The following is a 26965-nucleotide window of genomic DNA, read 5'->3' on the forward strand; positions in this document are numbered from 1 at the left end:
TTTTATACAATCCTTCCAAAAAAAGCCCAAGTCATTGGGCTTTTTCGTTTAATGGAAAAAGTTTACGGAGTTTTATCATCTTGGAGGTATCCTCCTTTACTCATATTCGGTACAAAGAGAAGTGCTATGAATGCAATGATCATCACACCGGTTATGTAAAAATAAAAGAGGGATTCATGTCCCATATTTTTTAATCCAAGTGCCACAGATTCGGCAGAGCCACCAAATAATGCATTTCCAATAGCGTGAGAAAGACTCACTCCTAGTGCTCGTACTGAAGCAGGGAACATTGCTGATTTTACGACGCCAGAGATCGATGTATACATACTCATAATAGCAAGCATGCCAATAATGACGGATAGAGCAATCCATGGACTATTTGTGTTGCCGATTATGCTAAGTCCAGGAAATGTAAAGACTGCGGAGAGTACGCTCCAAATGATGAGTAAAGTTTTGGTGCCAATTTTATCGGCTAGGATACCAGCTAGAGGTTGGAATAATATGAAAATAAACAATGCGACAGTCATTATTGTGGTGGCAGTATGTTTATCAAATCCGGTGGTTGTGATCAGATATTTCTGCATATAAGTTGTACAGGTATAAAAGGTGAGAGAGCCTCCTGATGCAAAGAGAGCAATTATAATAAAGGCTTTGCTGTGTTTGGTAAAAAGTTCTTTAAGACTCCCTGTGTTTCTTTGCGAGCGACTTTCTTTAGTTGTTGTTTCAGGGAGCGAACGACGCAGATAAATTGCAACCACTGCTCCACATCCTCCAATGACAAAGGGAATACGCCAACCCCATGCTTTTAGCTGATCTTCGTTAAGGTAAAGTGCTAGAACAAATATAATAAAACTAGCGATAAGTTGTCCGGTAATAAGTGTGCCAGATTGAAAAGAAGCAAAAAATCCACGATGCTTTTTTAGGGCAACCTCACTCATATATGTTGCTGCTGTACCATATTCACCACCCGCTGAAAGTCCTTGCATCATTCGGATTAAAAGTAGAAGGATTGCTGCTGTTACTCCAAGAGTTTCGTAAGTGGGAAGTATGGCGATGAGGAAAGAACCGCTACACATCATAAAAATAGAGATGAGCATGGAGCGTTTTCGTCCATAGCGGTCGGCAATGAAGCCGAACAGCCATGCTCCAATAGGGCGCATAAGAAAACCAATAAAAAAGACTCCTGCACTTTTTAACAGTTCTGTAACAACATTACCACCTGACGGAAAGAATTGTGAGGCAAAGTAGATTGATGTAAATGAATAAATATAAAAATCATACCATTCTACGAGATTTCCTGATGCGCTGGCCATGATAGCAAAGATACGTTTCTTTCTATCATCTGCTGCTAAAGTTGTTTCACTTGTCATGAAATGTTCCCCTTATAGATTTGTAATTTATTTTTTATAGTTAAGTTTGTTTCATGATTTGTATCATGAAAATAGAATTATAATAGTGAGAATTTCTTATGAAAGCTATTGGAGATGATTTATTTGGATTATAAGCTTGAGCATTTTGAGGGCGTTTTTTGCAGGATAAAGCGTGTCCAAGTGAAGCTAAGGAGGAAAGAGTGCATTGAAAAATAGCTTCAAGCTTGGTGAAATGTTGATAAAAGAGTTGTTAATGGCTGTTTTTAAAAGTTTCGATAGGATCTTTGAAGAGTGCAAAAGGTTATATAAATTTTTATTATTACGTCACTCAATGATCAAAAATATTTGAATAATCTCAACAATATAGATTTTTTACAGGTATTCTCTACCTTGTAAAGCAGCACGATATTTCTTTCTATAAGGTAAACTGTGAAACTATAAAGAGAGAATTATTTTATGTTTGTTGTTTCTTTTATTGGATTTTACAGCACTCATGAAAAAAGCCCAATTGCTCGGGCTTTTTGTATTCTGTGTAGAAATTTAATGGACCTCATCGTCTTTCAGATATCCTCCCTTGTTTATATCAGGCATTAAGAGAATCGAGATGAGTGCAATGATCATCATACCAACTATGTAAAAAGGAAAAATAGTTTCATGTCCTATATTTTTTAATCCAAGTGCTACATATTCCGCAGAGCCACCAAACAATGCATTGCCAATGGCAAAAGCAAAACCAACTCCGATTGCTCGGATTGAGGCAGGGAACAGTTCTGCTTTTATGATGCCAGCAATGGATGTATAAAAACTCATAATACAAAGCATTCCAATAACGATTGATAGTGCAACCCATGCGTTATGGGCATTCCCAATCATTTTAAGTCCAGGAATTGTACAGAGGATGGATAGGGTCCCCCAACTGATCAGTGAAATTCTTGCTCCAATTTTATCAGCTAGAAAACCAAAGAGGGGTTGGAGTAACACAAAAACAAAAAGCGCTGCAGTCATGATCGTTGTTGCAGTATATTTATCAAAACCGCTCGTCATGATCAGATATTTTTGCATATAAATGGTGTAGGTATAAAATGTGAGCGATCCTCCAGCTGTGAAGCCAACAACCAAAAAGAAAGCTTTTTGGTGGTTGCGTAAAAGTTCTTTAAGGCTACCAGCATGTTGTTTTGAGCGGCTTTTTTCTGTGGTTGTTTCATGGAGCGAGCTACGCAGATAAATTGCAATCATTGCTCCAAAGCCACCAATCATAAAAGGAATACGCCAGCCCCATGCTTTTAACTGATCTTCGTTAAGGTAAAGTGCTAGAACAAATATAATAAAACTGGCAAGAAGTTGTCCGGTAATAAGTGTGGCATATTGAAAAGAAGCAAAGAGCCCTCTGTGCTTTTTCAAAGCAACCTCGCTCATATAAGTTGCTGTTGTACCATATTCGCCGCCAACTGAGAGTCCTTGAAACATACGGATTAAAAGCAAAAGGAAGGCTGCTGTCATTCCTAGAGTTTTGTAGGTGGGAAGTATGGCAATAAGAAAAGAGCCAGCACACATCATAAAAACAGAAATAAGCATTGAACGTTTGCGTCCATAACGGTCGGCAATGAAGCCGAACAGCCATGCTCCAATTGGACGCATAAGAAAACCAATAAAAAAGATTCCTGCGGTTTTTAACAGTTGTGTAACATCATTATTATCATCAGGAAAAAATTCTGAAGCAAAATAAATTGATGCAAAAGAATAAATATAAAAATCATACCATTCTACCAGATTTCCTGATGCACTCGATATGATAGCCCAAATACGTTTTCTTGTATCATGGGGTACTAAAATTGTTCCGCTTGTCATAAAATGTTCCCCTTTTAGATTTTGTATTCATTTTTTTATTAAAATTATTTTATAATCTACCTTACAGTATTCAATTAGAGAAGAGTAGTCTTGTAGATAGAGAATGGTAGTTTTGTAGAAAAGCTGTTTGATATAGTTTATTCCATTTATCTTTTAGGAATTTTTCATTTTTCTACTAATTTATATCAAACTGTATTTTGATTTTTTATTAAATATTAAAAAAATGATACAATGAGCTTTAGCATTCAAATTAAAAGAGCATTGCAAGAAAATGGGTTTGTAATGGGAGATGCAGTGTCATTTTCATTGTTGAAAAATGAAGAAACTGTGTTTTTATGATTTCTGAGAGAGGCATAAGGTTTATCTTTTGAAAAGGTTCAGATGCTCTCTTGAAAATGAATGCTTTGCGCGCAAAGGCAGTTTTGGTTTGCAGCTACCGGTTGTGTTATGGGGCAGTTTTTGATCGATGTTCTCGTGATTAAATCGCATTATTTTGACTATGGTTAAGAAAAATAAAGTCTCTTTACTTGATTGTGAATTTTGATACACACAAAACACTTGGAGAGGTCTGATATTTCCATTTATGTCGTTTCAGTGATTTTGAAAGTGGCGCTCTTAAGTGTATTTGTGCGTTTCTTTGGTCTTTATCAATAGAGTTATACTGTTTCAAAAAATATTGATTTTTAATGCTTTCACTATAATGGAGCAAAATTTTAGCTTTTCTTGAGAGGCATTTATTATTGCACAGAGATGTGATGATAATCCACAATCCGCATATTTACAGCTGAAAACGGTGTTGCTGTTTATTCTTGTGAATTGGTCTTGTTGTGAAAAAGAAGATGGATGAGGCAAGCGCGGTTTTTGTTAAAGGAATAAGTAATTTCTAAAAGAGATTGAGTATTTTTTCTAAAGCTTTTTTTATGAAAGATAAAAATTTTTTTGATTTTTAAGTGTGTTGAGGAGTAGAAGAAGCAAGTGATACTTGTGATAATATAAGAAATTTTACTTTTTATGGGTGCATATTTTAGCCAGAAATATGGCTTTGCTTTGTTACCAGAAATAGGGGTGAAAATCTTAAAAACACTTACTTTCATTTTATATGACATATGTAAAAATTATATAACATATGTAAAAAAGCTCAGTTGCCTGAGCTTTTTTATTTAATATAAAAAGTTAATTAATATCGTCGCCTTGCAGGTATCCCTTTTTTCGAGCATCTGGCATCAAGAGAATTGCGATAAATGCAATGATCATCATACCAGCTATGTAAAAATGAAAGACAGATTCATACCCGATCTTTTTAAATTCGAGTGCTACAGTTTCAGCAGAACCACCAAATATTGCATTTGCAATAGCATAAGAGAGGCCAACTCCCATTGCGCGTACTGAAGCAGGAAACATTTCTGCTTTTACGATACCAGAAACGGACGTATAAAAACTCATAATACAGAGCATTCCAATAACGACGAATAATGCAACCCACGCATCATGAGTATTCCCAATTATTTTAAGTGCGGGAATTACACAGATAATGGATAAAGTACTCCAAGTAAGCAGGGAAGCTTTCGTACCAATTTTATCGGCTAGCGAACCAAAGAGAGGTTGGAGTAACATGAAAACAAACAATGCCGCCGTCATTATTGTTGTGGCAGTATGTTTATCAAATCCAGTAGTTGTGATCAGATATTTTTGCATGTAAGTCGTACAGGTATAAAATGTGAGTGATCCTCCAGCTGTGAAACCAATAACGAGAAAGAAAGCTTTTCTGTGGTTGCAGAGAAGCTCTTTAAGACTGCCAGCTTGTTTTTTAGAACGACTTTCTTCTGTGGTTGTTTCATGAAGTGAACGACGCAGATAAATTGCAACAATTGCCCCACATCCACCAATTGCAAAAGGAATACGCCAACCCCATGCTTTTAACTGATCTTCTGTTAAATACAAGGCTAGAGTAAACATAACGAGACTGGCAAGAAGTTGACCACCAATGAGTGTTGCATATTGGAAAGAGCTAAAGAAACCACGACGATTTTTGAGAGCAATTTCGCTCATGTAAGTTGCTGTTGTTCCATATTCACCCCCAACCGAGAGTCCTTGAAGCATGCGCAGTAAAATAAGCAGAACCGCTGCTGTTGCTCCAATCGTTTCATAGGTGGGAAGGAGGGCAATAAGGAACGAGCCACCACACATCATAAAAACTGAAATAAGTAAGGAACGCTTACGTCCATAGCGATCAGCAATAAATCCAAACAACCAGCCACCAATTGGGCGCATGAGGAAGCCGATAAAAAAGACAACAGAAGATTTTAAAAGTTCGGTAACAACATCCCCATCAGAGGGAAAAAACTGTGATGCAAAATAAATGGACGTAAAAGAATAAACATAAAAATCATACCATTCTACCAGATTACCTGATGCACTCGATATGATAGAGAGCACACGTTTCCTTGTGTCATGCGGTGCTAGAATTTTTTCATTCTCCATAAGTCTATCCCTTTGTTTATATTCATCTTTGTTTATATTCATAATGTTATGTATTTATCACCCCTGTATTTATTCCCCTAGGAGTTGTCTATAATATTTTATCTTTTGCGTCAAAAATTTCATCAAATCATGGTAATTTCTTGTGTAAGAAATTTGAGGAGAGAGATTTAAACTGTATTTTTATAAATTTTATAGTTTCTATTTTCTATATTGAATAGAATCGGCCATACTACTTTATATGAAAACTTACCTTGATCTTTTATCTCATGTTTTAAATAAAGGCGTTGATCGTACTGACAGAACCGGTGTTGGAACACGGTCGGTTTTTGGTTATCAGATGCGGTTTGACTTGCAGGCTGGATTTCCCTTGTTAACAACAAAGAAATTACATTTACGCTCGATCATTTATGAGCTTTTGTGGTTTCTTAGAGGTGATACAAATATTGCTTGGTTGAAAGAACATGGTGTATCAATTTGGGATGAGTGGGCTGATGAAAAGGGGGATCTTGGTCCTATTTACGGTTATCAGTGGCGCTCTTGGCCAGCTCCTGATGGACGCCATATTGATCAAATCAGTCATCTTTTGACAATGATTAAAAAGATGCCTGATTCTCGTCGTTTGATTGTATCGGCATGGAATCCTGCGTCCATAGAGGAAATGGCTCTCCCACCTTGCCATTGTTTTTTTCAATTTTATGTTGCCGATGGTAAGTTGTCTTGCCAGCTTTATCAGCGTTCAGCGGATATTTTCTTAGGTGTTCCATTCAATATTGCTTCCTATGCGTTGTTAACGATGATGATTGCGCAAGTAAGCGGTCTTAAAGTTGGCGATTTTATTCATACTCTTGGTGATGCGCATCTTTATTCTAATCATTTTGAACAGGCTCAACATCAATTGTCTCGTATACCAAATGCTTTGCCATTTATGCGTATAAACCCAGCGGTAACAGATCTCTTTTCTTTTAAATTTGAGGATTTTGAATTGCTTAATTATGATGCACAACCACATATCAAGGCGCCGGTAGCAGTATGACTTTTCCTATTTGTTTAATTGCAGCTGTTGCAGAAAATGGTGTTATCGGGCGAGAAGGTGCAATGCCTTGGCATTTGTCGACAGATTTGCAACGCTTTAAGGCTTTAACTTTCGGTAAGCCTGTGATTATGGGGCGAAAAACTTGGGATTCTCTTGGGCATCCTTTACCAGGGCGTACAAATATTGTTATTACGCGTAATTGTGAATTCACAGCTCAAGGTGCTGTTATCGCTCACTCTTTATCTCAGGCTTGTTCTCTCGCAAAAAAGGCGGCTTCTCAAAATGGTGCAAATGCGATTTTTATTATTGGTGGTGGGGAGATTTTTCAACAAGGTTTCGATATTGCTGATAAAATATTCCTTACAGAAGTTCTAAATTCCATCGAAGGTGATAGTTTTTTTCCTGTTTTTGATAAAGAAAAGTGGACTATTGTGCAAACACAATATATTCCAGAAGGAGATAAAGACAGTCATCCGACACGTTTTGTAGTTTATGAACGCAAATAATGGTTTTTAATTCAGTGAAAAGAGGCTATCCATTGTCTTGTAATGAAGATGTGAGGCACCCTATAGATTAAGTAAATGGTTGGTATTTGTAGGAATGGTAGTCAGTTAAAGAGGTGATGATGCCCTGGACAAATCAAAATGGTGGTGGCCCGTGGAGTGGCGATAAAAATAAACTTGGTGGTGACAAAAAAATACCCTCTAAGAATCCTTTCGGTTCTGGTGGCAGTAACGGTGGTGACAATAGTCCCAATCTTGATGATCTTTTGCGTAAAGGGCAGGATCAGTTTAAGCAGTTTGGCAGAAATGGACTTTTTGTTTTGGTGTTTCTATTTGCTGTGTTGTTTTGGCTGTATCAGTCTCTTTATATTGTTCAGCAAAATGAACAAGCGGTAGAATTGCGTTTTGGTGTACCTAAGACAGAAATTATTAGTGATGGTTTGCATTTTCACTTCTGGCCAATTGAGACCTATATGAAAGTACCTTTAACGGAAAAAACAATCGCAATTGGTGGTCAGCCAGGACAGAGGCAACAAAGTGAAGGCTTGATGCTTTCCAGTGATCAGAATATTGTGAATGTCAATTTTTCCGTTTACTATCGCATTTCACATCCTGGTCAGTTTTTATTCAATGTGAATGATCAAGAAGGGACGGTTCGTCAGGTTGCTGAGAGTGCAATGCGTGAGGTTATTGGCTCAAGGCCTGTTGATGATGTTTTACGTGATAAGAAAGAAGAAGTTGCCAGTGATGTCAGAAAAATTATCCAGTTGACGGTAGATAAATATCAAATTGGTATTGAGATAAGCCGTGTGTCTATCAGTGAAGCTGCTCCTCCTACCAAGGTTGCTGCTGCATTTAATTCTGTTCAACAAGCAGAACAGGAACGTGGGCGAATGATTGAAGAGGGAAATCGTGTGCGTTTTAATAAGATTGGTTTAGCCAATGGTGAAGCTTCACGGACACGGGAAATCGCAAAAGGTGAAAAAGCACAAATGGTTGAAGAGGCAACAGGCCGTGCTGAGCGTTTTCAAGCTATAGCGCGTGAGGCTGCAATTTCACCAGAGGCTACACGGTATCGTCTTTATATGGAGACGATGGGGCGTATTCTTTCTTCACCTCATAAATTAGTTCTTGATCAAATAAATTCTTCGGCGGTGCCCTATCTTCCTCTGAATGAATTGTTGCATGGCAATTCATCAGAAAAAGCGAAAACAAGATCAGCGCATTCTGCATCGCTCTTGGATAATCACATTTCTGGAGGACGCTAATGGTTCAGCAGTCTCGTTTCTTATTCATGTTGAGTGCCATAGTGCTTGTTTTGATGGCTTTGTGGATGTCTGTTTTTATTGTCTATCCTCGTCAGCAAGTGACAATTAAGCGTTTTGGGCAAATTGTTAAAGTGGAGTCTGATCCGGGGATTTATTTTAAAGTGCCCTTTGTGGATAAGATAATTGTTGTTGATAATCGCTTGTTACGTTACGACGTTCCTACACAATCTGTTCAGGTTCGTGGTGGTGCTTATTATGAAGTGGATGCATTCTTTATTTATCGTATTACAGATCCTAAACTGTTTTTACAGCGCATTGCTTCTGGGCGTCCGCAAATTGCTGCGCGTGAAAATCTTGCTCCGCGTTTTATCGATGCTTTGCGTGCCGTTTATGGTAAACGCGAATTTAAAGCCGCTTTATCTGATGAACGGGGAGCGATGATGGCTGAAGTACAGCGTCAGTTCTCCGTAGATGCTGGTTCGTTAGGTATTACTATTGTTGATGTGCGTATTCGCAAAACCGATTTGACCGATGCGGTTTCAGAGGATGTCTACCGACAAATGGCAGCTGAACGGGAGGCTGTAGCAGAAAATATTCGTGCTCGTGGTCAGCAAGAGCGAGATCGTATTGTGGCGGAAGCTAATCGTGAATATGAAGAAATCGTCGCTGCAGCAAAGCGTGATGCTGAGATTACCCGTGGTGAAGGTCAGGCTGAGAGTATTCGTCTTTTATTGAAAGCACGGGAAGCTAATCCATCCTTTTACGATTTTTGGTTGGCGATGGAGCAGTATAAGAATCTAGAGCGTACTCCGATGGTCATTTCACCAAATGAGGATTTCTTTTTCTACTTTCGTAATCTTCCGCAGGCAAATGGGAAATTCTCATCGACAATGAATATTACTGGGAATGCTGGGCTTAATAAAACTGTTTCAAAAGTCGGGGGAGAATAAATGATGCACTCGATCGATTGCGGACAAAAACTTTCGCATGAGAAGTGTGATATTTGGTTGTTTTCTTTTAGGATGAAATGGGTCTTGAGCCATACTAATTTTGCAGGGATAATTTGGTATGGCTCTTTGCAGTCTTTGGTTAGAGGCGTGTTATGGGTAGAAATGTCATAGGTAAAAATACGTCTATGAAGTGCTTTGTCATAAGAATTTTTGTTTGTATGGTTTTGTTTTTATCAGGGACAATGAATTTGTCCTGGGCGGGGGAGACAAAAAATACATCGCTTTCTGTTCCTGATCTGGCTGCCCAGCTTTTGGAAACAGTTGTGAATATTTCCACAGCACAAACAGTTGATGGGACTGAACAGGATGAAAATACTTCGGTACCCGTTATTCCAGAAGATTCATTACTACAAGAGTATTTTACTGATTTTTTTGCTCCTAAAGATGGTCAAAAAGAGAGTCAGTTTCAAAAAGTACGTTCTTTGGGGTCTGGTTTTGTGATTGATGCACAAAAAGGGCTTATTGTTACAAATTATCATGTTATCGTTGATGCCGATGATATTGAAGTAAATTTTACCGATGGTACAAAACTAAAGGCAAAATTACTTGGAAAGGACAGTAAGACTGATTTAGCGTTGCTGCAAGTGGATGTCGGAAGTAAAAAATTAAAAGCTGTGCGTTTTGGTGACTCAGAAAAGGCCCGTATTGGTGATTGGGTAATGGCTATTGGTAATCCTTATGGTTTTGGTGGAAGTGTAACGGTTGGTATTATTTCTGCACGTAATCGTGATCTCAATGCTGGTCCTTATGATAATTTTATTCAGACAGATGCAGCGATTAATCGGGGCAATTCTGGGGGGCCGTTATTTGATAGAAATGGTGAGGTGATTGGAATTAATACAGCAATTATTTCGCCTTCTGGAGGGTCTATTGGTATTGGTTTTGCTATACCATCTGATATGGCTCTTTCTGTTATCAATCAGTTGCGGGATTTTGGAGAAATAAGGCGTGGTTGGTTGGCTATTCGTATTCAACCGGTGACAGAAGATATTGCAGAAAGTTTGAAATTGAGTAGTCCTGTGGGGGCGTTGGTTGCAGGTAAAATGGAGCAAACGGATGTAGACAATAGCCAGTTGCAGATTGGTGATATCATTGTTTCTTTTGGCAATGCCAAAATTAAGCATGCGCGCGATTTGCCGCGTTTGGTCGCGGAAAGTCCTGAGGGAAAAGTAGTAGATATTACTGTTTTGCGCAATGGGCAGGAAAAAACAGTAAAAGTTAGGCTTGGACGTTTAATTGAGACAGAGACAAATGAGAATACAGTCGCAGAATCTGATAATGAAAAGAGCCCTCCTGTATCGAAAAGTGGGACAATTCAATTTATGGGAATGACATTAACTGAGCTTACAGGGGATTTGCGTCAACATTATTCCATTAGCGATAAACTTCAGGGATTGGTCGTGACATCTGTTGTGGAAAATAGCGCGGCGGATAAAAAGCGTATTCGCACGGGTGAAGTGATTGTTGATATCAATCAAAGCACTGTTACAACACTTGATGAGGCTAAAAAACGTCTTCATAAATTACGTGAAGCTGGACGCAAAAATGCTCTCTTCATCATTGCTAAGCCCGATGGAGAATTGCGATTTGTAACGATCCCGATGGATTGATATTTTGAGATTTAATATTTTAGCAATTCATTTTTGGGGGGAGATGTATTCAATTATTCGTGTTTTTTTTATCTCTGTAAAAATATGGGATAGGTGAGAATTTTTTCTCACTCGTTTTTAAAAGAGTAATTATACAAAAAAGGTTCATACCAGAGTTCTTCATGTGGGCATTGCTATATTTTTTTGTGGTTGATGGAAAAAATTGTAAGAAAACTGCCCACTTAAGGATGATGATCTGTGAAGAGTTTGTTCTAAATCAAATATCATCCGTTTTTATAAAAACGTAGGCTGTGTGATCATGGTTTTTTTAGCTAGCCTTATTTTAGTATATGAGTGCAAAAAGTATGCTTTTTGATAATAGTTTCTTTGAAAAAATTTATGACAGTATTTTATTATTGAATAAGGATAGAGAAAAGAGACTTTAAGATTTTTAGGCATTGTTCTTGTGTTTATTTTTCCTTTTCTCATAGGGGCAAAACTATCATAGGTACTTTCTCTTTGTGAATTGAAGAGAGCATGCTTGTATTTTCTTTGAATGCATTCACATTTATGACAATGGAGATGCAAGACAAGGTCTTTGGAGTTTTTCATGCGTCTTGCAAGAAGTTTTTGATTGATGGATATAAGGATTTCCATTCATGAAAGGCAGAACGATTACCTTAATCGCAGGTCCAACTGCCAGTGGCAAATCAGCACTTGCCTTACAAATGGCTCAGGAAAACAATGCTGTCATCATTAATGCTGATTCAATGCAGATTTATGATGTTTTAAATATTTTAACGGCAAGACCTACGCAGGCTGATACTGCGATTGCTCCGCACTATCTCTACGGTTATGTGAGTCCTAGTGTGAGTTATTCAGTCGGGAAATGGTTGTGTGATGTTGAGAAATTGTTAACTAGGTTTGCTTCGAAATCGCTTATTTTTGTTGGTGGAACAGGACTTTATTTTCGTGCTCTTTTGGAAGGGATTGCAAAAGTTCCTTATGTTCCAGATGCCGTGCGGCAGAAATGGCGAGCTCTGCTTGATAAAGAGGGGGCTGAAAGCCTTTATCGTCAGTTGGTGCAGGTTGATACTGTTCTCGCTGAGAAAATTTCTTCACATGATGGACAACGTATTGTCCGTGCTTTGGAAGTTTATGAGGCAACTAATAAAAAGCTCAGTTGGTGGCAGAAGCAAAAAACAACACCTCTCATTGCGCCGTATGTTGCAGAAAAAATTCTTCTCATTCCACCGCGTCAGTTGCTGTATGAACGTATTCATAGGCGGTTGGACTCTATGATTGAAAGGGGTGCTTTAGAAGAGGTGATGGCTATCAAGAAGCTTGCGCTTTCTCCTTTGTTGCCAGCGATGAAGGCTATTGGTATCGCTGAATTTATAGCTTATTTAGATGGGCAGCAAAGTTTTGAGAAGGCTCTTGAAATGGTGAAAACACAAACGAGGAGATATGCAAAAAGGCAAATGACATGGTTTCGTAATCAATTTGATGAAGAATGGATGCTTCTTTTTTGAGAAAGTATAAGCTTGAAAAGTAATGTAAAAAATTGAATTATGAATGGAATTTTTTAAAAGAAGTATAATTTTTTATTGACGGATGGGATCAATGGAATTAGAAATATTTTTATAGGAAGGGTTTTCCTTATATATTTTGCGCATTGGAATAATGGGGGGTAATCATACAATTTATGTTTTTTGTGTGTAATGGGCTCTCTCAGAGCCTTTTTTTATAGGCTCCTCCGGGGGCTTTTTTTATTGTGCTATCAAGTGGGCGAGTGGGAAAATGATAAATCATCCAAGAATGCAAGAGAGTGCGAACGGAAAAACAATGTTGGGTGCTGAAATGGTGGTTCAAGCTCTTATTGATCAAGGGGTTAAACATCTCTTTGGGTATCCTGGTGGAGCTGTGCTTCCTATTTTTGATGTACTTTATCAACAAGATTCACTGCAGCATGTTTTGGTGCGTCATGAACAAGCAGCAGGTCATGCTGCTGAAGGCTATGCACGCAGCACAGGGAAGGTTGGCGTTGTGCTTGTGACTTCTGGTCCAGGGGCAACCAATGCTGTGACGCCTTTGCAAGATGCACTCATGGATTCTATTCCTCTTGTTTGTTTTTCTGGTCAGGTATCAACAACTGTAATTGGAACAAATGCTTTTCAAGAAGCTGACACAGTTGGTATTACAAAGCCCTGTACGAAACGGAATTGGTTGGTTGAAGATGTCAATGATCTTGCTGCCATTATTCATGAGGCTTTTGCTGTTGCTCAATCAGGACGTCCAGGACCGGTTTTGATTGATATTCCTAAGGATATCCAATTCGCTTCAGGTCTTTATAGAGCGCCTCAAATTTCGCTATCTCGGCATTCTTCTCCACGAGTAAAAGGGAATAGCGGAGCTATCGAAAATGCTGTTTCTCTTTTAGCTCAAGCAAAACGGCCTGTTATTTATTCTGGTGGTGGTGTTATTTCATCGGGTCCTCAAGCTGTAAAGCTTTTGCGTGATTTGGTTGAATTGGGAGATTTTCCGATTACTTCAACACTCATGGGACTTGGTGCTTATCCGGCTTCCAGCAAAAATTGGCTTGGAATGCTTGGAATGCATGGAACCTATGAGGCTAATATGGCCATGCATGATTGTGATGTTATGTTAGCTGTTGGGGCACGGTTTGATGATCGTATTACTGGGCGACTTGATGCATTTGCACCTCATGCGCGCATTATTCATATTGATATTGATCCTGCTTCTATCAATAAAACCGTAAAAGTAGAAGTTCCGCTCATTGGCGATGTCGCTGATATTCTAGGAGATATAAATCAACGTTTCAATATGCAGAAACGAATATTGAAAAACGAAAGTCGTCATGCGTGGTGGACGCAAATTCATCGCTGGAGAGCTCGTAATTCATTGGCATATAGGGAAAAAAAAGATGTTATTATGCCACAATATGCTCTTGAACGGCTTTATGCACTGACCAAAGGTGCAAATGCTTATATCACAACGGATGTTGGACAACATCAGATGTGGGCGGCGCAGTATTATCGTTTTGATAAGCCAAAACGTTGGATGACTTCTGGTGGTCTTGGAACTATGGGCTATGGTCTTCCTGCTGCTATTGGTGTTCAGATTGCACACCCTGATGCACTTGTTGTGTGTATTTCTGGTGATGCTTCAATTCAAATGAATATCCAAGAACTCGCAACGGCAATTCAACATAAGACACCAGTGAAGATTTTTATTTTAAATAATCAATATATGGGTATGGTCCGACAGTGGCAGCAATTGTTGCACGGTAATCGTCTTTCTCATTCTTATACGGAGTCGATGCCTGATTTTGTAAAATTGGCACAGGCTTACGGAGCGGTTGGGATTCGTTGTTCAGAACCGGATGAACTTGATGATAAAATTCAGCAAATGATTGATTGTGACAAACCAGTTCTCTTCGATTGTCGTGTTGATAATTTAGAAAATTGTTTTCCCATGATCCCCTCTGGCTGTGCGCACAATGATATGCTGTTGTCTGATGAGGCGCATGATGAAGCCATTGCCAATGCTATTTCTGATGAGGGAAGAATTCTTGTCTGAATATGTTAACAAAATAGTGAAGGATGGTGATGATGAAGTCTTTGGAGTCTTCATCTCTGTCTCTTCTTTGTGGAGAGTTCCTATTATCCTTACAGCTCATTTTATGATTTTCATGCTTTGTTTAAAGACATGGGATATATTATTATTTGTTCATCTAAAAAATGTTATAAACCGTGTGCCCAATCGTGTGCCTAATTATGTTTGAATTGATTTATACGTGATGTTTGTTTTTTATTCATATGTTCACATTAATAGCTATTTCGTTGCATTTTTTAGATAATACATTCAATTATCTGTTATAAATTAATTATGTTGTCTCATCTATGAAAGATTCCATCGTGCAAGAAAAAAAGCTACCGTACTTGAAGGGTGCGACCATGCAAACCGTCGTGCCTATGAAGACAATAGAAAAGTTTGTCACTTTGTTTTGGTGTTGCATTATGAAATTGTTCCAAATCGCTCTTTCAAGGGCTTGATAGGAGAATCCCCCTAGTGGCTTGAAGGGAAGGGCAAAAATAACAAAGATCAAATGCAGCCATAGAAAATCAATTGACCACCATAGCTTATAATCAACTAGTAACCTCACCTGATTATGCGAGAGAAATCTGTAGATATGAGGTGTGTCGTCAATATATAAACCAGAATAATACTCAATATCACACCATTATCAGGACATTAACATTGAAAGTCAAAGACTCTTTCTTTTATTTGTTTTACATATCGATGATTCCATAAATCTGCAGACACAAACACTCTTTGAAGCCACCGCATTGGATTTTTATAACTATCAAATGATCCAAAAAATTTATCCCTAGAGTGTAGAGCCATTCTGTTATCAATGTATAATAATCTTCCTGGTTGTACATTAATTCCAAAAGATACAGCCTTAATAGCTTCATAAAAATGATCTAAAGCTTCCTTGGCTTTTTTTGACTGTGGCTCTAACATGCCCGGATAAAAAACAGCGCTGATATCTGGGAATTCACTGTCCCCTTGAACTAGGGGCACTTTACTTGTAGAGATTACCCCATTTTTTCTCCATCTATAGGGAACATTAATTATATATAAATTATCCCTTAAGCTCTTCAAATCCTCCTCACTTAAAAGTTTTAAAGCTAGACGAGCATCAGATATTCTCGTTAATGGGCCATCAACATCATTGCGAACACCAGTTAAAAGTATCCCTTTAGGAGATAAATTTAAACCTTTTATAAATTTTAGTGCAGCATTTTCTATATGAAAATCTAACTCAACTTCAGATCCTAATCCTGTATAATCTTTTTTATTATCCTCTAAAGGAACTAGGTTATTGACTATATGTTGGCCTTCAAACTTAATTGAATAAGGCTCTCCGATTAATAAGGCAAACATCACAATTAAATTTTCGCTTATATAACCGCTTTTACAAGACGAATCTAAATTATAAGGATTAGGTGATGTATTAATTTTTCTATCAATAGGAAGGTTTTCAAAGACTAAATATGGTCTAGGGGTAATAGACATCTTTTGATTCATAAGAATTACCAAGATTCTATGGGGTAGCAGCGAAAATGCTATTTTTTTTAGCTTAACCGAATATTCAATACCACCGTATGGATCATAAATAATATGGTCTAAAGCCTCCCAAAGATTGTCTCTTTCGACATTGCTCAACTCAAAAGTATTTTCATTTATCATTATAGTTTCCTCCCCAATTATATTCCCCTACTTTTTTATTAAGAAAAGTGAAAAAACAATCATTAAAATTAAAATCAACCATGTTAGTAAATAAGTGTCTGTAAAATCTTGGATTAATCCAAATAATGGTGGAGCAGCAATAATTGCGATTTGATTGACAGACATTGCTAATCCCAGAGAAAAGCCAACGCTTTCTTTCGGCGAAGAGTCTACAATATAAGCAACCCAAGGGCCATACCATCCTAATCCAAAAAAACCTAACCAAGCAGATAAAAGAGTTAAATAAATTATGGATCCACTCAAGCTCAAAATTAATATTAAAAATCCAAAAACGACTGCAATCATGCAAAACAAGACAGGAAAAAATCGTCCTTTTCTACAATGATCACTCCACGCTGCTAAAATAATTCTTCCTAAGGCACCAGAAGCCTGTGAAACAAAAAACAAATAAGTACTTTTATCTAGAGATAGGTGATAGATTCTATAAAAATAAACAGTTATAAAAATGGTTAAAACATATTGGACGATCACAAGTGAAACGCCTGAAAAAATAATATTCTTCATATGCGGCGCAGCCAACATCGCAAGACGAGATTTTACATTTGCATAGAACGAAATTCTTGCCTTGCTTTTTGGAACGATAGCGACAACTTTTGCTGGTGCGTGATAAAAAATAATAAAGATACATCCACCTAAAAAAGAAACGATGGCACCGACCAAAAATGCACCTTGTATGCCATAGACAAGCGCACTCGCAGGAAGAACCATCCCAGCTAATGCTCCACCTAATGGTAGCCCCGCCTGCCTTATTCCCATTGCAAATCCGCGTTGCGATTGTGGAAACCATGCAGAAACAGATTTAGCGCCACCAGGTTGAGCAGAACTATAAAATCCCCCTACAATGAGCAAACAAATCAAAAGGGAAATATAGTTATCTGCGATTGCTCCCAACAAAAGAGCGACAGAAACGCCGAGTGCGCCAACGCCAACAATAGAGCGCTCGTTAAACTTGTCTAGTAATTCGCCAGCTATAAGTAATCCAATAATAGGTAGGAACTGCGCTGCTGAAGACAGCAAACCTATCTGAGAGTCACTTAGCGAGAAATCCCTCTTAAAAAATTCAGCTAAAGGACCAATCCCTTGAACAAAGAAGCAGGCTGATGCTTGAGCGATAGTGGCAACAAGCAATACAATCCATCGATAATAATTCTTTTCTATAAATTGATGATTGCTCACTATGCCCCCTCCAATGAAAGCGCACTTGTAGCCTTTTTTAATAATGAGTGCAACAATAAATGAGGTATTTTATGCGGATGACATAAAAATCTGTCAATATGATTGGTATTAATATGCAAGCCAAGAAATATGCTTAATTAAAGGAAATAAGCTATTATGTGTCGTGCAAATTTGATACGCTAGCGATATAAGATAAATTTTACAAATATTGGTTCAGCTGGCATTAAGCGCTCTTCATAAAAGACGCTCTATTTTGGCAAGCTTTTTCAATATAATTCTCAAAGCTTTTTCCAGTCACATAGTCTAGATGCGGTGTGCACATAATGATATGTTGTTGCCTGATGAGGCTCATGATGAAGCAGTTGCCAATGATATTCCTGTTGAGGGATAATGTTTGGTCTAAGGAGTTCGCAATTACGATAACAGCAATTTAAACTTTTGTTTTAGTGACTTTCTTTACTTTAAATCTGATTCAACAAAAGCTGCAATATGCAGGTTGTTTTGAGTTTATTGTCTGTATTATTTTCTTGTAGGATAAGGTATTTCTCTTAATAGGCAATACATTGGTTTATAAAGATAATTCTTTTTTCGCATGTTGAATGAGAGTCCCGAATATTATAAAATTCTCTCATTTTAAATCTGTTTATGTTAAATCAATCAAAGCCATTTGCTTGCCAAGGGCAGTTTGTAACATTGGGAGATGGCAAATAGTATGGTGTGCCGGTTTGCTTCTTCATAAGTGTCAAGATAGTGGTGTTTAATAGCTTTACCATTATATCATTCATGGGCGGCGCTATTGCGAAATGGGCTTGGGAGCGTTGAGAGATGTTTTTTTTAAACAAGTTCGTGAATTGGCAATTCAATGGCGTTCTGTTTTAGGTGAAGGACGTGATCTCATTAAAAACGTGAGAAACAAAAGCGTGATAATGCGTCTTCCCCATTATTTAAAAGATCTTGCTTGAGATGCTTTTGAAAGCTTAAAGTTGAATTAAAGAATAACGGTAAAGATGGGAACTGGTTTTTACCATTACGCTTTCATATTCTTCCCAAATTAGGCTATAAACGTTTTAGAGATTACGTAAATCGAGATACACAATGTTCTCGCTCCCATTTGGCATAGAAAAGCTGGAACTGCTTGTAGAGCTTTTAATCGCTTTCATATGTGTCTCAAACACACTGTGACGTTAGGCTTGATTGAAAAGCAACAATAAAAGCACAAGTTTTGTTAGGCAAGCAATGTCATAAAATCACTCATAGACCGGCAATGGATTGGAGAGATATTTCGGCTTTTTATACAACACTTTGCGAAACACCAATCATAAATAACTGGCTTTGTGTTTGCTTATCCTTATAGGCGTTCGTGCTGCTCCTTTATGTCATTATTAATAAAAATCAGATTGATGATGAATATATGGACAATTTCTGCTCAGAATAAGAATGAGATTTAAGGAAAATGTGTGATACAAGTTTCACTTTGGTGCAAGATTGAGAGTCTGGGACGTTTTATTCGAGAGTTTTGTTGGTACAAAGGTTGACGATTGTGCTGTGAGAAGGGGAGAGTGACATGTCTCGACAAAAAACTTTTTCGATAGGAGTGTTTTCTTGATATTAGTTTTTTTTCAAAGTGCTTGCTCTTTTTATACGAATCTTATTTTGGTAAATTATGCAGTTTTCACCGGAACAGGATAATGCATTGAAGGCTGTTTCTGCGTGGTTGAAGGAGGGGCGCTCTCCGCTTTTTCGACTCTTTGGCTATGCAGGAACAGGAAAGACGACGCTTGCGCGCTATTTTGCTGAAACAGTTGATGGTTCTGTTCAATTTGCTGCGTTTACAGGCAAAGCAGCTCAAGTATTGCGTTCTAAAGGTGCAAGCAACGCCTGTACTATTCATTCTTTGATTTATTGTCCACGTGGTGAGGAAGAGGTTTCCGATGAAGTTACGGGAAAAAAGTCTATCGCACCGACATTTGCACTCAATCGCAGAAGTGCGGCTGCACAAGCAAAGCTCATTATTGTTGATGAGTGTTCGATGGTAGATGAACAATTAGCGCGTGATTTAATGAGTTTTCGTACGCCAATTCTTGTTCTGGGTGATCCAGGCCAATTGCCTCCTATTTCGGGGGGTGGTTTTTTTTCTAATAGTGCGCCAGATTTTCTTCTTTCAGAAATTCATCGACAAGCGCGGGATAATCCCATTGTTCGTTTGGCTATGGATGTGCGTGAAGGGCGTGATATTGCTTATGGTGATTATGGAGCAGCTCGCATTATTACTCGCAAAGAAGTGAATCAGCAATTGGTTTTGGATGCTGATCAGCTTTTGGTAGGGATTAACCGGACACGTTATCTTTATAACAAACGTTTGCGTGCGTTGAAGGGATTTACGGCAGATTATCCACAAGCGGGAGATAAGCTTGTCTGTTTGCGCAATGATCCGGCTAAAGGCTTGTTAAATGGCTCTTTATGGAAAGTAATGACTTCACAGAAGGAGACTGTTAAACCTGGTGTTAATCTTCTCGTTAAGCCAGAAGAGAGTGAACGTGGAGTAGTCAAGATTAAGCTTTTAAAAGCATTGTTTGAAAACCCTGAGAATGATATTTCATGGCAATTAAAAAAGAGATATGATGATTTTGATTATGGATACGCATTAACGGTTCATAAAGCACAAGGGTCTCAATGGGATAATGTCGTTTTATTTGATGAAAGTTTTGCATTTCGTGACATGTCTGCACGCTGGCTTTATACAGGAATTACTCGTGCGGCAGAGCGTTTGACTATTGTTCGATAGCGAAAATTATTTTTTATTGGACTGATCATAGGGAATGTATATTTTTCTGTCTTTAGAATTCTTTATAGGAATGGGGAGTGTCCATGGCAGTAAGACTTTCGGTTAATCTTAATGCTGTTGCTGTGTTGCGCAATCGGCGCAATCTTCCATGGCCAAGTCTTAAGAATCTTGGGCATATAGCGCTGACAGCTGGTGCAGCAGGTTTGACGGTTCATCCACGACCTGATGAGCGACATATTCGTTTTGCAGATTTGCCAGATATCCGTCGTTTAATTGACAGCACTTTTCCTACTGCGGAGTTTAATATTGAAGGGTATCCAAATGATACATTTTTAGATTTGGCAGAAAAATATGCAGATCAGATTACTCTTGTTCCTGATGATCCAGCGCAGTCCACTTCTGATCATGGTTGGGATTTTGCTTTTGATGCAGAATTTTTAATGCCCATTATTCAGCGTTTAAAGGAAAAAAAAATTCGTGTGTCGTTATTTGCTAATCCTGTTGTAGAAGGTCTTGACATTGCTAAAGCAATGGGTGCTGATCGGGTAGAGTTTTATACTGGACCTTACGGTGGTGCGTTTCAAGATAAGACAAAACAGGATCAAGAATTAAAAAATCTTACTGTAGCTGCAAGAAAAGCCAAAGAGCTGCAATTAGGTGTTAATGCAGGTCATGATCTGACGATTACTAATCTGCCTGCTCTTGTTCATCATATTTCTTGGCTGGATGAGGTTTCCATTGGTCATGGACTTATTGCTGATGCATTAGAATACGGAATGTATGAGGCTGTTCAGCGTTTCATCCGGTTATTATCTTAATTCTTTTTTCGGTTATTCAATTTTATGAATTAGGATAAAATTCTACAAATTTTATTTCAAAAATGTAATTTTGCACATACTTGGTAAAGAAGAGCGCTTTGCTCTTCATCTCTGTGGTCAGTAACTCTGTATTTTTAGCGTCTTCGATATTTTTGTATTAATGCTCTTGGTTGAGCAGGTATTTTAGTAAACATCTTTCCGTGTAATTTTTTAGTAGAGATAAAAATATTTTTTTAAAATATTGTTTTTGTTAGTAAAATTATCTTTTTCTGTTTGTTCAGTGTTTTTAGTGTGAAAGAAGCGAAATCTATACTTTACACGAGATCTGTGCTTCTTAGGAAGATTTAACAGTAAAGTACGAATGGTGGTTGTTTTATTTATAAAAGATCAGGTAGGAGAAATATGATCTCAAGTGAGAGATTGGCAAAAGATTGACTGTTTATGGGAGAGAAGTTTCGCAGATACATGTGAGATGTGAAAACCTCATCGATTTTTTTTATTAAAGAAGTTTATGTTATGTAAAAATGCGGTTTCAAGGGTGAGAGTTTTTCATTATTTACAGATAGGTTTTGTCTTATTTTATTTGTGACATGAGGTGGTGTAGAATTCGTCGATAAATCTTTATGATCATAGAGTTAGAAGGAGGGACTAGTTTTTAGAAAAATTTTCTAAGAATTGATGATATGGGATGTAGTGCTGTTGAAGATTTTTGTTTCCTTTATTCGTGTTTATTACTGTGCTAGAAGTTCTAAGTTGTTGGAAAATTATAGAAACGATCAATGTTAGAGAGACGCGTTGGAAAAGTAAACTCAGGATTTGATCACTGAGGAGCCTACACTGTCATGCGTGTTTTTAAGCCAAGTTTTTTCTTTTCATTCTAATTCCAGAGAGTGCAATGACTGTATCTAAGCAGTTTAGTTTGTTGAAGGGTAAGAAAATACATAAATGATTGTTGATATGATAATAGTTATGTTCAGAAGGTATAAAAAGAACAGGGGTAGGCAAGCAAAATATTTTGCTTTTTCTCAATTAAGCACATAGCGCAAAACGATGATGAACATGGTGATCAAACACATCATTCTATCGAATGGTTTTTCAATAAAACCAAATAGTTAAGACGTATTTTCTCGTGATTGGACAAAAAGCTTCTTCTTTTATGGGATTATTGCTTGAAGCTTTAATTGTCCTCTAGGGTTCGATGTTAAGTGCAAAAAACTAAAGTATAAATTACAGTGCTCATTTTATAATTTTTCTTGCTATCCGCTTTAATTTAGTTCATGGTCGAAGGGTCGAAGGGTCGAAGGGTCGAAGGGTCGAAGGGTCGAAGGGTCGAAGGGTCGAAGGGTCGAAGGGTCGAAGGGTCGAAGGGTCGAAGGGTCGAAGGGTCGAAGGGTCGAAGGCCGTATCATACCCCTTAATTTTAAGGGTAAAATGGTTTTTTCTGCAGAAGAAGAGTATAATTTAGAGTCTCTCTTTTTCTTTGGTAGTATTTTTTTATAATGTATCGTTTTTTGTAGAGAAGCGGCTGAAATTTCTTTTTAGATTCTCACTATGTTTTTGTAAGGATTGGGGGGCAGAGTTTTTTGTATACAATACATCTCTTTTAAGGATTATTCAATTGCAGTTCTGTTGTGAAGAATTGCTGTGTTTATGCATAGGGTGTGAAACACTTAGGGGTAGTTTTAGATTTTTATGCAATCAAAAATCTAAAATTCAGTTTTAATATCAATATAAGGAAGTATTTTCATGCGTGTTTATTATGATCGTGATGCGAATGTTAATTTGATTAAAGAAAAAAAAGTGGCTATTGTTGGTTATGGTTCACAAGGGCGGGCGCATGCTTTAAATCTTAAAGATTCCGGTGTTCAAAATGTAAAAATTGCTTTGCGCTCAGACTCGGTGACGGCTAAAAAGGCTGTCGCAGACGGTTTTGAGGTTATTCCTGTTGCTGAAGCGGCAAAATGGGCAGATCTCATTATGATGGCAACGCCAGATGAATTACAAGCCGATATTTATCAAGAGCACATTCGTGATCATTTGCGTGATGGTGCGGTCATTGCTTTTGCCCATGGTTTGAGTATTCATTTTGGTCTCATTGAACCTAAAAAAACAGTTGATGTTGTGATGATTGCTCCTAAAGGTCCAGGGCATACAGTTCGCAATGAATATCAAAATGGTTGCGGTGTTCCTTGCTTAATTGCAGTTGCACAAGATGCTTCAGGGTATGCCCATGATATCGCATTGTCTTATGCTTGTGGTCTTGGTGGTGGACGTGCAGGGGTGATTGAAACAACATTTAAAGAAGAGTGTGAAACTGATCTTTTTGGTGAACAAGCGGTTCTATGTGGTGGTCTTGTTGAGCTTATTCGAGCAGGTTATGAAACACTAACAGAAGCAGGTTATGCGCCGGAAATGGCTTATTTTGAGTGTTTGCATGAGGTTAAATTGATTGTTGATCTCATGTATGAAGGTGGTATTGCCAATATGAATTATTCCATTTCCAATACGGCGGAATGGGGTGAATATATGTCTGGTCCTCGCGTGATTACCGATGAGACACGAGCAGAAATGAAACGTATTTTGAAAGATATTCAGACAGGTAAATTTACTTCAAATTGGATTCAGGAGTATAAAGCCGGTGCTGCTCATTTTAAAGGTATGCGCCGTTTGAATGATAAACATCCTATTGAAGAAGTTGGCAAAAAGCTTCGTTCTATGATGCCTTGGATAAAGGCGAACGCTTTGGTTGATAAAGAACGTAATTGAAGTTTATAGAAAATATTATGTAAACAGCTTTTATTTTTTATGTAAACAAAAAAGGGTAACTTTGGTTACCCTTTTTTGGTATGCTTTTCAATATATAGATTTTATTTGTTATCTTCAGCAGTTTTCTTTCTTATAAACATAAAATACATTATGCCTAAGAAGATAAACCAGAATATACTATATTTCAAAGCCGTAAAGGTATCAGGTTCTAATGTCAACAAATAGAGCATGAAGGCAAAGAAAAATAGAACAATTCCGCACACGATAACGCCTCCAGGCATTTTGTAGACCGACTCAGCATGGAGATGAGGGTGATTGCGGCGATACACAATATAGCTAATCAAAATGACAGACCATACGAATAAAAATGCAATCGCTGAAATGCAGGTCACAATTGTAAAAGCACTGATGATGCTTGGAGAGGATGATGCAATTGTATAACCTAATAAAATACATAAGCAAGAAAAGAATAGGGCATTAGCTGGAACATGGTATTTAGAAAGCTTACCTAAAAGTGGAGGTGCACCTTTTTGTGTTGCAAGCCCATAGATCATGCGGCTGGTTGAGAAAATACCACTATTTGCTGAAGAGGCAGCTGAAGTAAGAACGACAAAATTGACCAAACCAGCAGCTATTGGAATGCCAGCAAGCCAAAACATCGAAACAAAGGGGCTTTTATCTGGAACAACTTGATCCCAAGGTGTGACTGACATGATCACAGCAAGAGAAAATATATAAAAGAGTACAATACGAACCGGTATTGCATTAATTGCTTTGGGAAGAACTTTTTTAGGTTCTTTAACTTCAGCTGCAGTTGTGCCAGCAATTTCTATACCAACAAAAGAAAAAATGGCAATTTGAAATCCAGCAAAAAATCCTGTAATTCCTCGAGGAAATATATCTCCACCGTTCCATACGTGACTGAGAGAAGCAACAGTGCCATTTGGAGAGGTAAAGCCTGTGACAATCATATAAAATCCAACAACGTTTAATGCTAAAATTGCTACAACTTTGATAAGACCAAACCAGAATTCAAGTTCACCAAAAAATTTTACAGCAAGGAGATTAAGGATTAAAAAGAAGCCAATGCAAGAAAAAACAACAACCCATGGATTGAGTGTTGGCCACCAGAAATGCATATAGTTAATGATAGCAATAATATCTGCAGCTCCAGTCACAACCCAACTTAACCAATAGTTCCAGCCAACAAAAAAAGCAATTCCTGGTCCTAGCATATCGGTTGAAAAATCAATAAGAGACCGGTATTGCGAGTTAGAAAGCAGTAATTCTCCCATAGCGCGCATTACAAAGTATAAGGCACACCCAATAATAGCGTAAACAAGTATGATGGAAGGACCTGCTACGCTGATTGTTTTCCCTGATCCCATGAAGAGACCTGTTCCAATAGCACCACCTAGAGCTATAAGTTGTACGTGACGGTTGTCTAATCCTCGTTGCAATTTCTTCTGAGGATTATCTTCTAAATTTTGTTTATAGTCCATTTTGAGGAGGTTCCCTTTAATTATTTAAGTTAGAATTACACTAAAAAATGTAATCTTGTTTATCGAAGCATGATATGAATGAGGAGTAAAGGAGAAAAACATTTTTTATGACTTCATGTGGATAAAGAGAAAGAATATGGAATGGGCGTGGTATACTATTTCACTCCTAAATAATGCAATAAATATTTGGAGATACGTTTTGAGTTGTAGCTAAAAGGGTTGATAAGAAGGCTTAGTGTATGATGAGAATTATAAGCTGTTTTAAATATTTGTAAGAGTGGTCTATAGGTTATTGCAAGTCCTACTAATCGGCAATTATTTTATATCTTCATATTCGAGAGAAAGTTTGATTTATCGGTTGTACAGGGTATAGAAATTGTCCTCTTACTTAAGGACAAATCTCTAGTTGCAGAAAATTTAAAATGATTTCTTTATAGGTCATTTCCGTGAATAGAAAAATCAAACATAAAAAAGAAAGTTCTAGTATTCTCTTTTAGAAGGATATTGGTAATTTGCGTGAGACGAGAGTCGTGCATCAGCGATTTGGCATGGGTTTTAATGGTTTTTCTTATTGCTGAAGGATGATTTTGATGAATGTTTCATCCAGAAATGTTATGGTTTTCTCAATTATTTTATTGGTTTTTATTTGGTAGCATAAACGGAGGAGAGCTTTTTTCTTTTGTACAAAGGAATTGAAAAAGCCTATCGGTTCTTTAATCCTAAAGTTATGAAGAAGAATTCTTTTCAGATGTTTACACTGTTTGGTAGAATGTTACGAGAAAATCCCATTAAGATTATATTGGAGGGTCTTTTAGATATGGCAGAGAACTGAGCTGTATCTATACATTTGTTCTTTATGTAAAGGTGGATAAAAATCTCTTTGTGAGAGAATAAAAGAGAAAATAAAAGGGTAATATGGTTTTGAAAGAGACAAATGTTTTCTTAAAAAGAGAGACGGATAGTTGTTATAAGAGTTTCAGAGTAATTTTTTTGTGTCCATTCTATTGCAAAATTGTGAAGATATTTTTTAAAGAATTATGTTCTTTGCACATATGCAAAGGAAAGCTTTGATTGTTGCCGTATCAGAAAGCTGGTTTATTTTAAGCAATCTTACAAGAAAGATTAAAAGGCTTCACATGACCTTTTTTGAAAGATTTTTAAAAACCTTTGAAAAAATGGTTGGTATAAAACTTACGATAAATTATGATCTATCGAAGAGCGATAAAGTGGTAAGATTATTAGGTGATATTACGCTGCTTGCGCAATGAAAGTGGAAGCTTCTTTTATTTTTAAATAATGTGCTAGATATCTGAAAAACTTTCAGTCAATTTACCCTAAAAGAGGTGACAACAACTTATTCCTGTAATTTGTCAAATAACGCGATTCCGGCAAAGGAACTAATCATTAGCAATTGTGATATTTAGGAGAAGAGAAAAAGATTCATTAAAGGGGCTTTAAATGATCTTAAAACACCCTTTT

17 protein-coding genes are annotated in these 26965 nt (G+C 37.5%); 11 read left to right on the top strand and 6 right to left on the bottom strand.

From position 1 onward, the window contains the following. Positions 1–62 precede the first annotated feature (62 nt). From BN200_RS05300 to BN200_RS05310, 3 genes are all read right to left on the bottom strand, one after another. Positions 63–1370: an MFS family transporter gene (locus tag BN200_RS05300; RefSeq protein ID WP_019221502.1), complete on the bottom strand. Its 1308-nt coding sequence runs from the start codon at positions 1368–1370 to the stop codon at positions 63–65. Between the two features lie 540 nt (positions 1371–1910). Then, on the bottom strand, positions 1911–3218 hold the full coding sequence (locus tag BN200_RS05305) for an MFS family transporter (protein ID WP_019221503.1): 1308 nt from the start codon (positions 3216–3218) through the stop codon (positions 1911–1913). A 1173-nt stretch (positions 3219–4391) separates the two neighbouring features. Continuing rightward, the gene (locus BN200_RS05310) at positions 4392–5699 is read right to left on the bottom strand and encodes an MFS family transporter (RefSeq protein ID WP_019221505.1); all 1308 of its coding nucleotides are present in this window, start codon (positions 5697–5699) and stop codon (positions 4392–4394) included. Positions 5700–5937: 238 nt separating this feature from the next. Between BN200_RS05310 and BN200_RS05315 the strand changes: the two genes are divergently transcribed. From BN200_RS05315 to BN200_RS05345, 7 genes are all read left to right on the top strand, one after another. Then, positions 5938–6732, top strand: coding sequence for a thymidylate synthase (locus tag BN200_RS05315; RefSeq protein WP_019221506.1), 795 nt, complete (start codon positions 5938–5940; stop codon positions 6730–6732). Continuing rightward, positions 6729–7238, top strand: a complete 510-nt coding sequence (locus BN200_RS05320) for a dihydrofolate reductase (protein WP_019221507.1) — start codon at positions 6729–6731, stop codon at positions 7236–7238. Before BN200_RS05315 ends, BN200_RS05320 begins: the two co-directional genes overlap by 4 nt. A gap of 119 nt (positions 7239–7357) precedes the next feature. After that, positions 7358–8503, top strand: coding sequence for an FtsH protease activity modulator HflK (gene hflK / locus BN200_RS05325; RefSeq protein ID WP_019221508.1), 1146 nt, complete (start codon positions 7358–7360; stop codon positions 8501–8503). Next, positions 8503–9453, top strand: coding sequence for a protease modulator HflC (gene hflC, locus BN200_RS05330; protein ID WP_019221509.1), 951 nt, complete (start codon positions 8503–8505; stop codon positions 9451–9453). The genes hflK and hflC overlap by 1 nt, the downstream gene beginning before the upstream one ends. A gap of 152 nt (positions 9454–9605) precedes the next feature. Continuing rightward, positions 9606–11123 (top strand): Do family serine endopeptidase, encoded by a 1518-nt coding sequence (locus tag BN200_RS05335; RefSeq protein ID WP_034989093.1) that lies wholly within the window; start codon positions 9606–9608, stop codon positions 11121–11123. Positions 11124–11761: 638 nt separating this feature from the next. Further along, positions 11762–12634: a tRNA (adenosine(37)-N6)-dimethylallyltransferase MiaA gene (miaA, locus tag BN200_RS05340; protein WP_019221512.1), complete on the top strand. Its 873-nt coding sequence runs from the start codon at positions 11762–11764 to the stop codon at positions 12632–12634. Positions 12635–12902: 268 nt separating this feature from the next. Then, a complete protein-coding gene (locus BN200_RS05345) occupies positions 12903–14702 on the top strand; it encodes an acetolactate synthase 3 large subunit (protein WP_034989095.1) in 1800 nt (599 codons plus the stop codon). A 675-nt stretch (positions 14703–15377) separates the two neighbouring features. Here the strand turns inward: BN200_RS05345 and BN200_RS05355 are convergent. Both BN200_RS05355 and BN200_RS05360 read right to left on the bottom strand, forming a co-directional pair. Further along, a complete protein-coding gene (locus BN200_RS05355; protein WP_019221515.1) occupies positions 15378–16379 on the bottom strand; it encodes a TauD/TfdA family dioxygenase in 1002 nt (333 codons plus the stop codon). A gap of 27 nt (positions 16380–16406) precedes the next feature. Next, positions 16407–17615 carry an MFS transporter gene (locus tag BN200_RS05360; protein WP_019221516.1) on the bottom strand — a complete coding sequence of 403 codons (1209 nt, stop codon included), beginning with the start codon at positions 17613–17615 and terminating at the stop codon, positions 16407–16409. 818 nt (positions 17616–18433) lie between these two features. Between BN200_RS05360 and BN200_RS09975 the strand changes: the two genes are divergently transcribed. From BN200_RS09975 to ilvC, 4 genes are all read left to right on the top strand, one after another. After that, positions 18434–18577 (top strand): hypothetical protein, encoded by a 144-nt coding sequence (locus tag BN200_RS09975; RefSeq protein ID WP_341871744.1) that lies wholly within the window; start codon positions 18434–18436, stop codon positions 18575–18577. 701 nt (positions 18578–19278) lie between these two features. After that, entirely contained in the window at positions 19279–20400 is a 1122-nt protein-coding gene (locus tag BN200_RS05370; protein ID WP_019221518.1) for an ATP-dependent DNA helicase, read from the top strand. Between the two features lie 83 nt (positions 20401–20483). Continuing rightward, on the top strand, positions 20484–21218 hold the full coding sequence (locus BN200_RS05375) for a pyridoxine 5'-phosphate synthase (protein ID WP_019221519.1): 735 nt from the start codon (positions 20484–20486) through the stop codon (positions 21216–21218). A gap of 1746 nt (positions 21219–22964) precedes the next feature. Continuing rightward, positions 22965–23984 carry a ketol-acid reductoisomerase gene (ilvC, locus tag BN200_RS05380; protein ID WP_019221520.1) on the top strand — a complete coding sequence of 340 codons (1020 nt, stop codon included), beginning with the start codon at positions 22965–22967 and terminating at the stop codon, positions 23982–23984. A 101-nt stretch (positions 23985–24085) separates the two neighbouring features. Here the strand turns inward: ilvC and BN200_RS05385 are convergent, their stop codons facing one another. After that, on the bottom strand, positions 24086–25486 hold the full coding sequence (locus BN200_RS05385; RefSeq protein ID WP_019221521.1) for an amino acid permease: 1401 nt from the start codon (positions 25484–25486) through the stop codon (positions 24086–24088). Positions 25487–26965: the final 1479 nt, after the last annotated feature.

This window comes from Bartonella senegalensis OS02 (assembly GCF_000312545.1).
In the GTDB taxonomy this organism is placed as follows: Bacteria; Pseudomonadota; Alphaproteobacteria; order Rhizobiales; family Rhizobiaceae; genus Bartonella; species Bartonella senegalensis.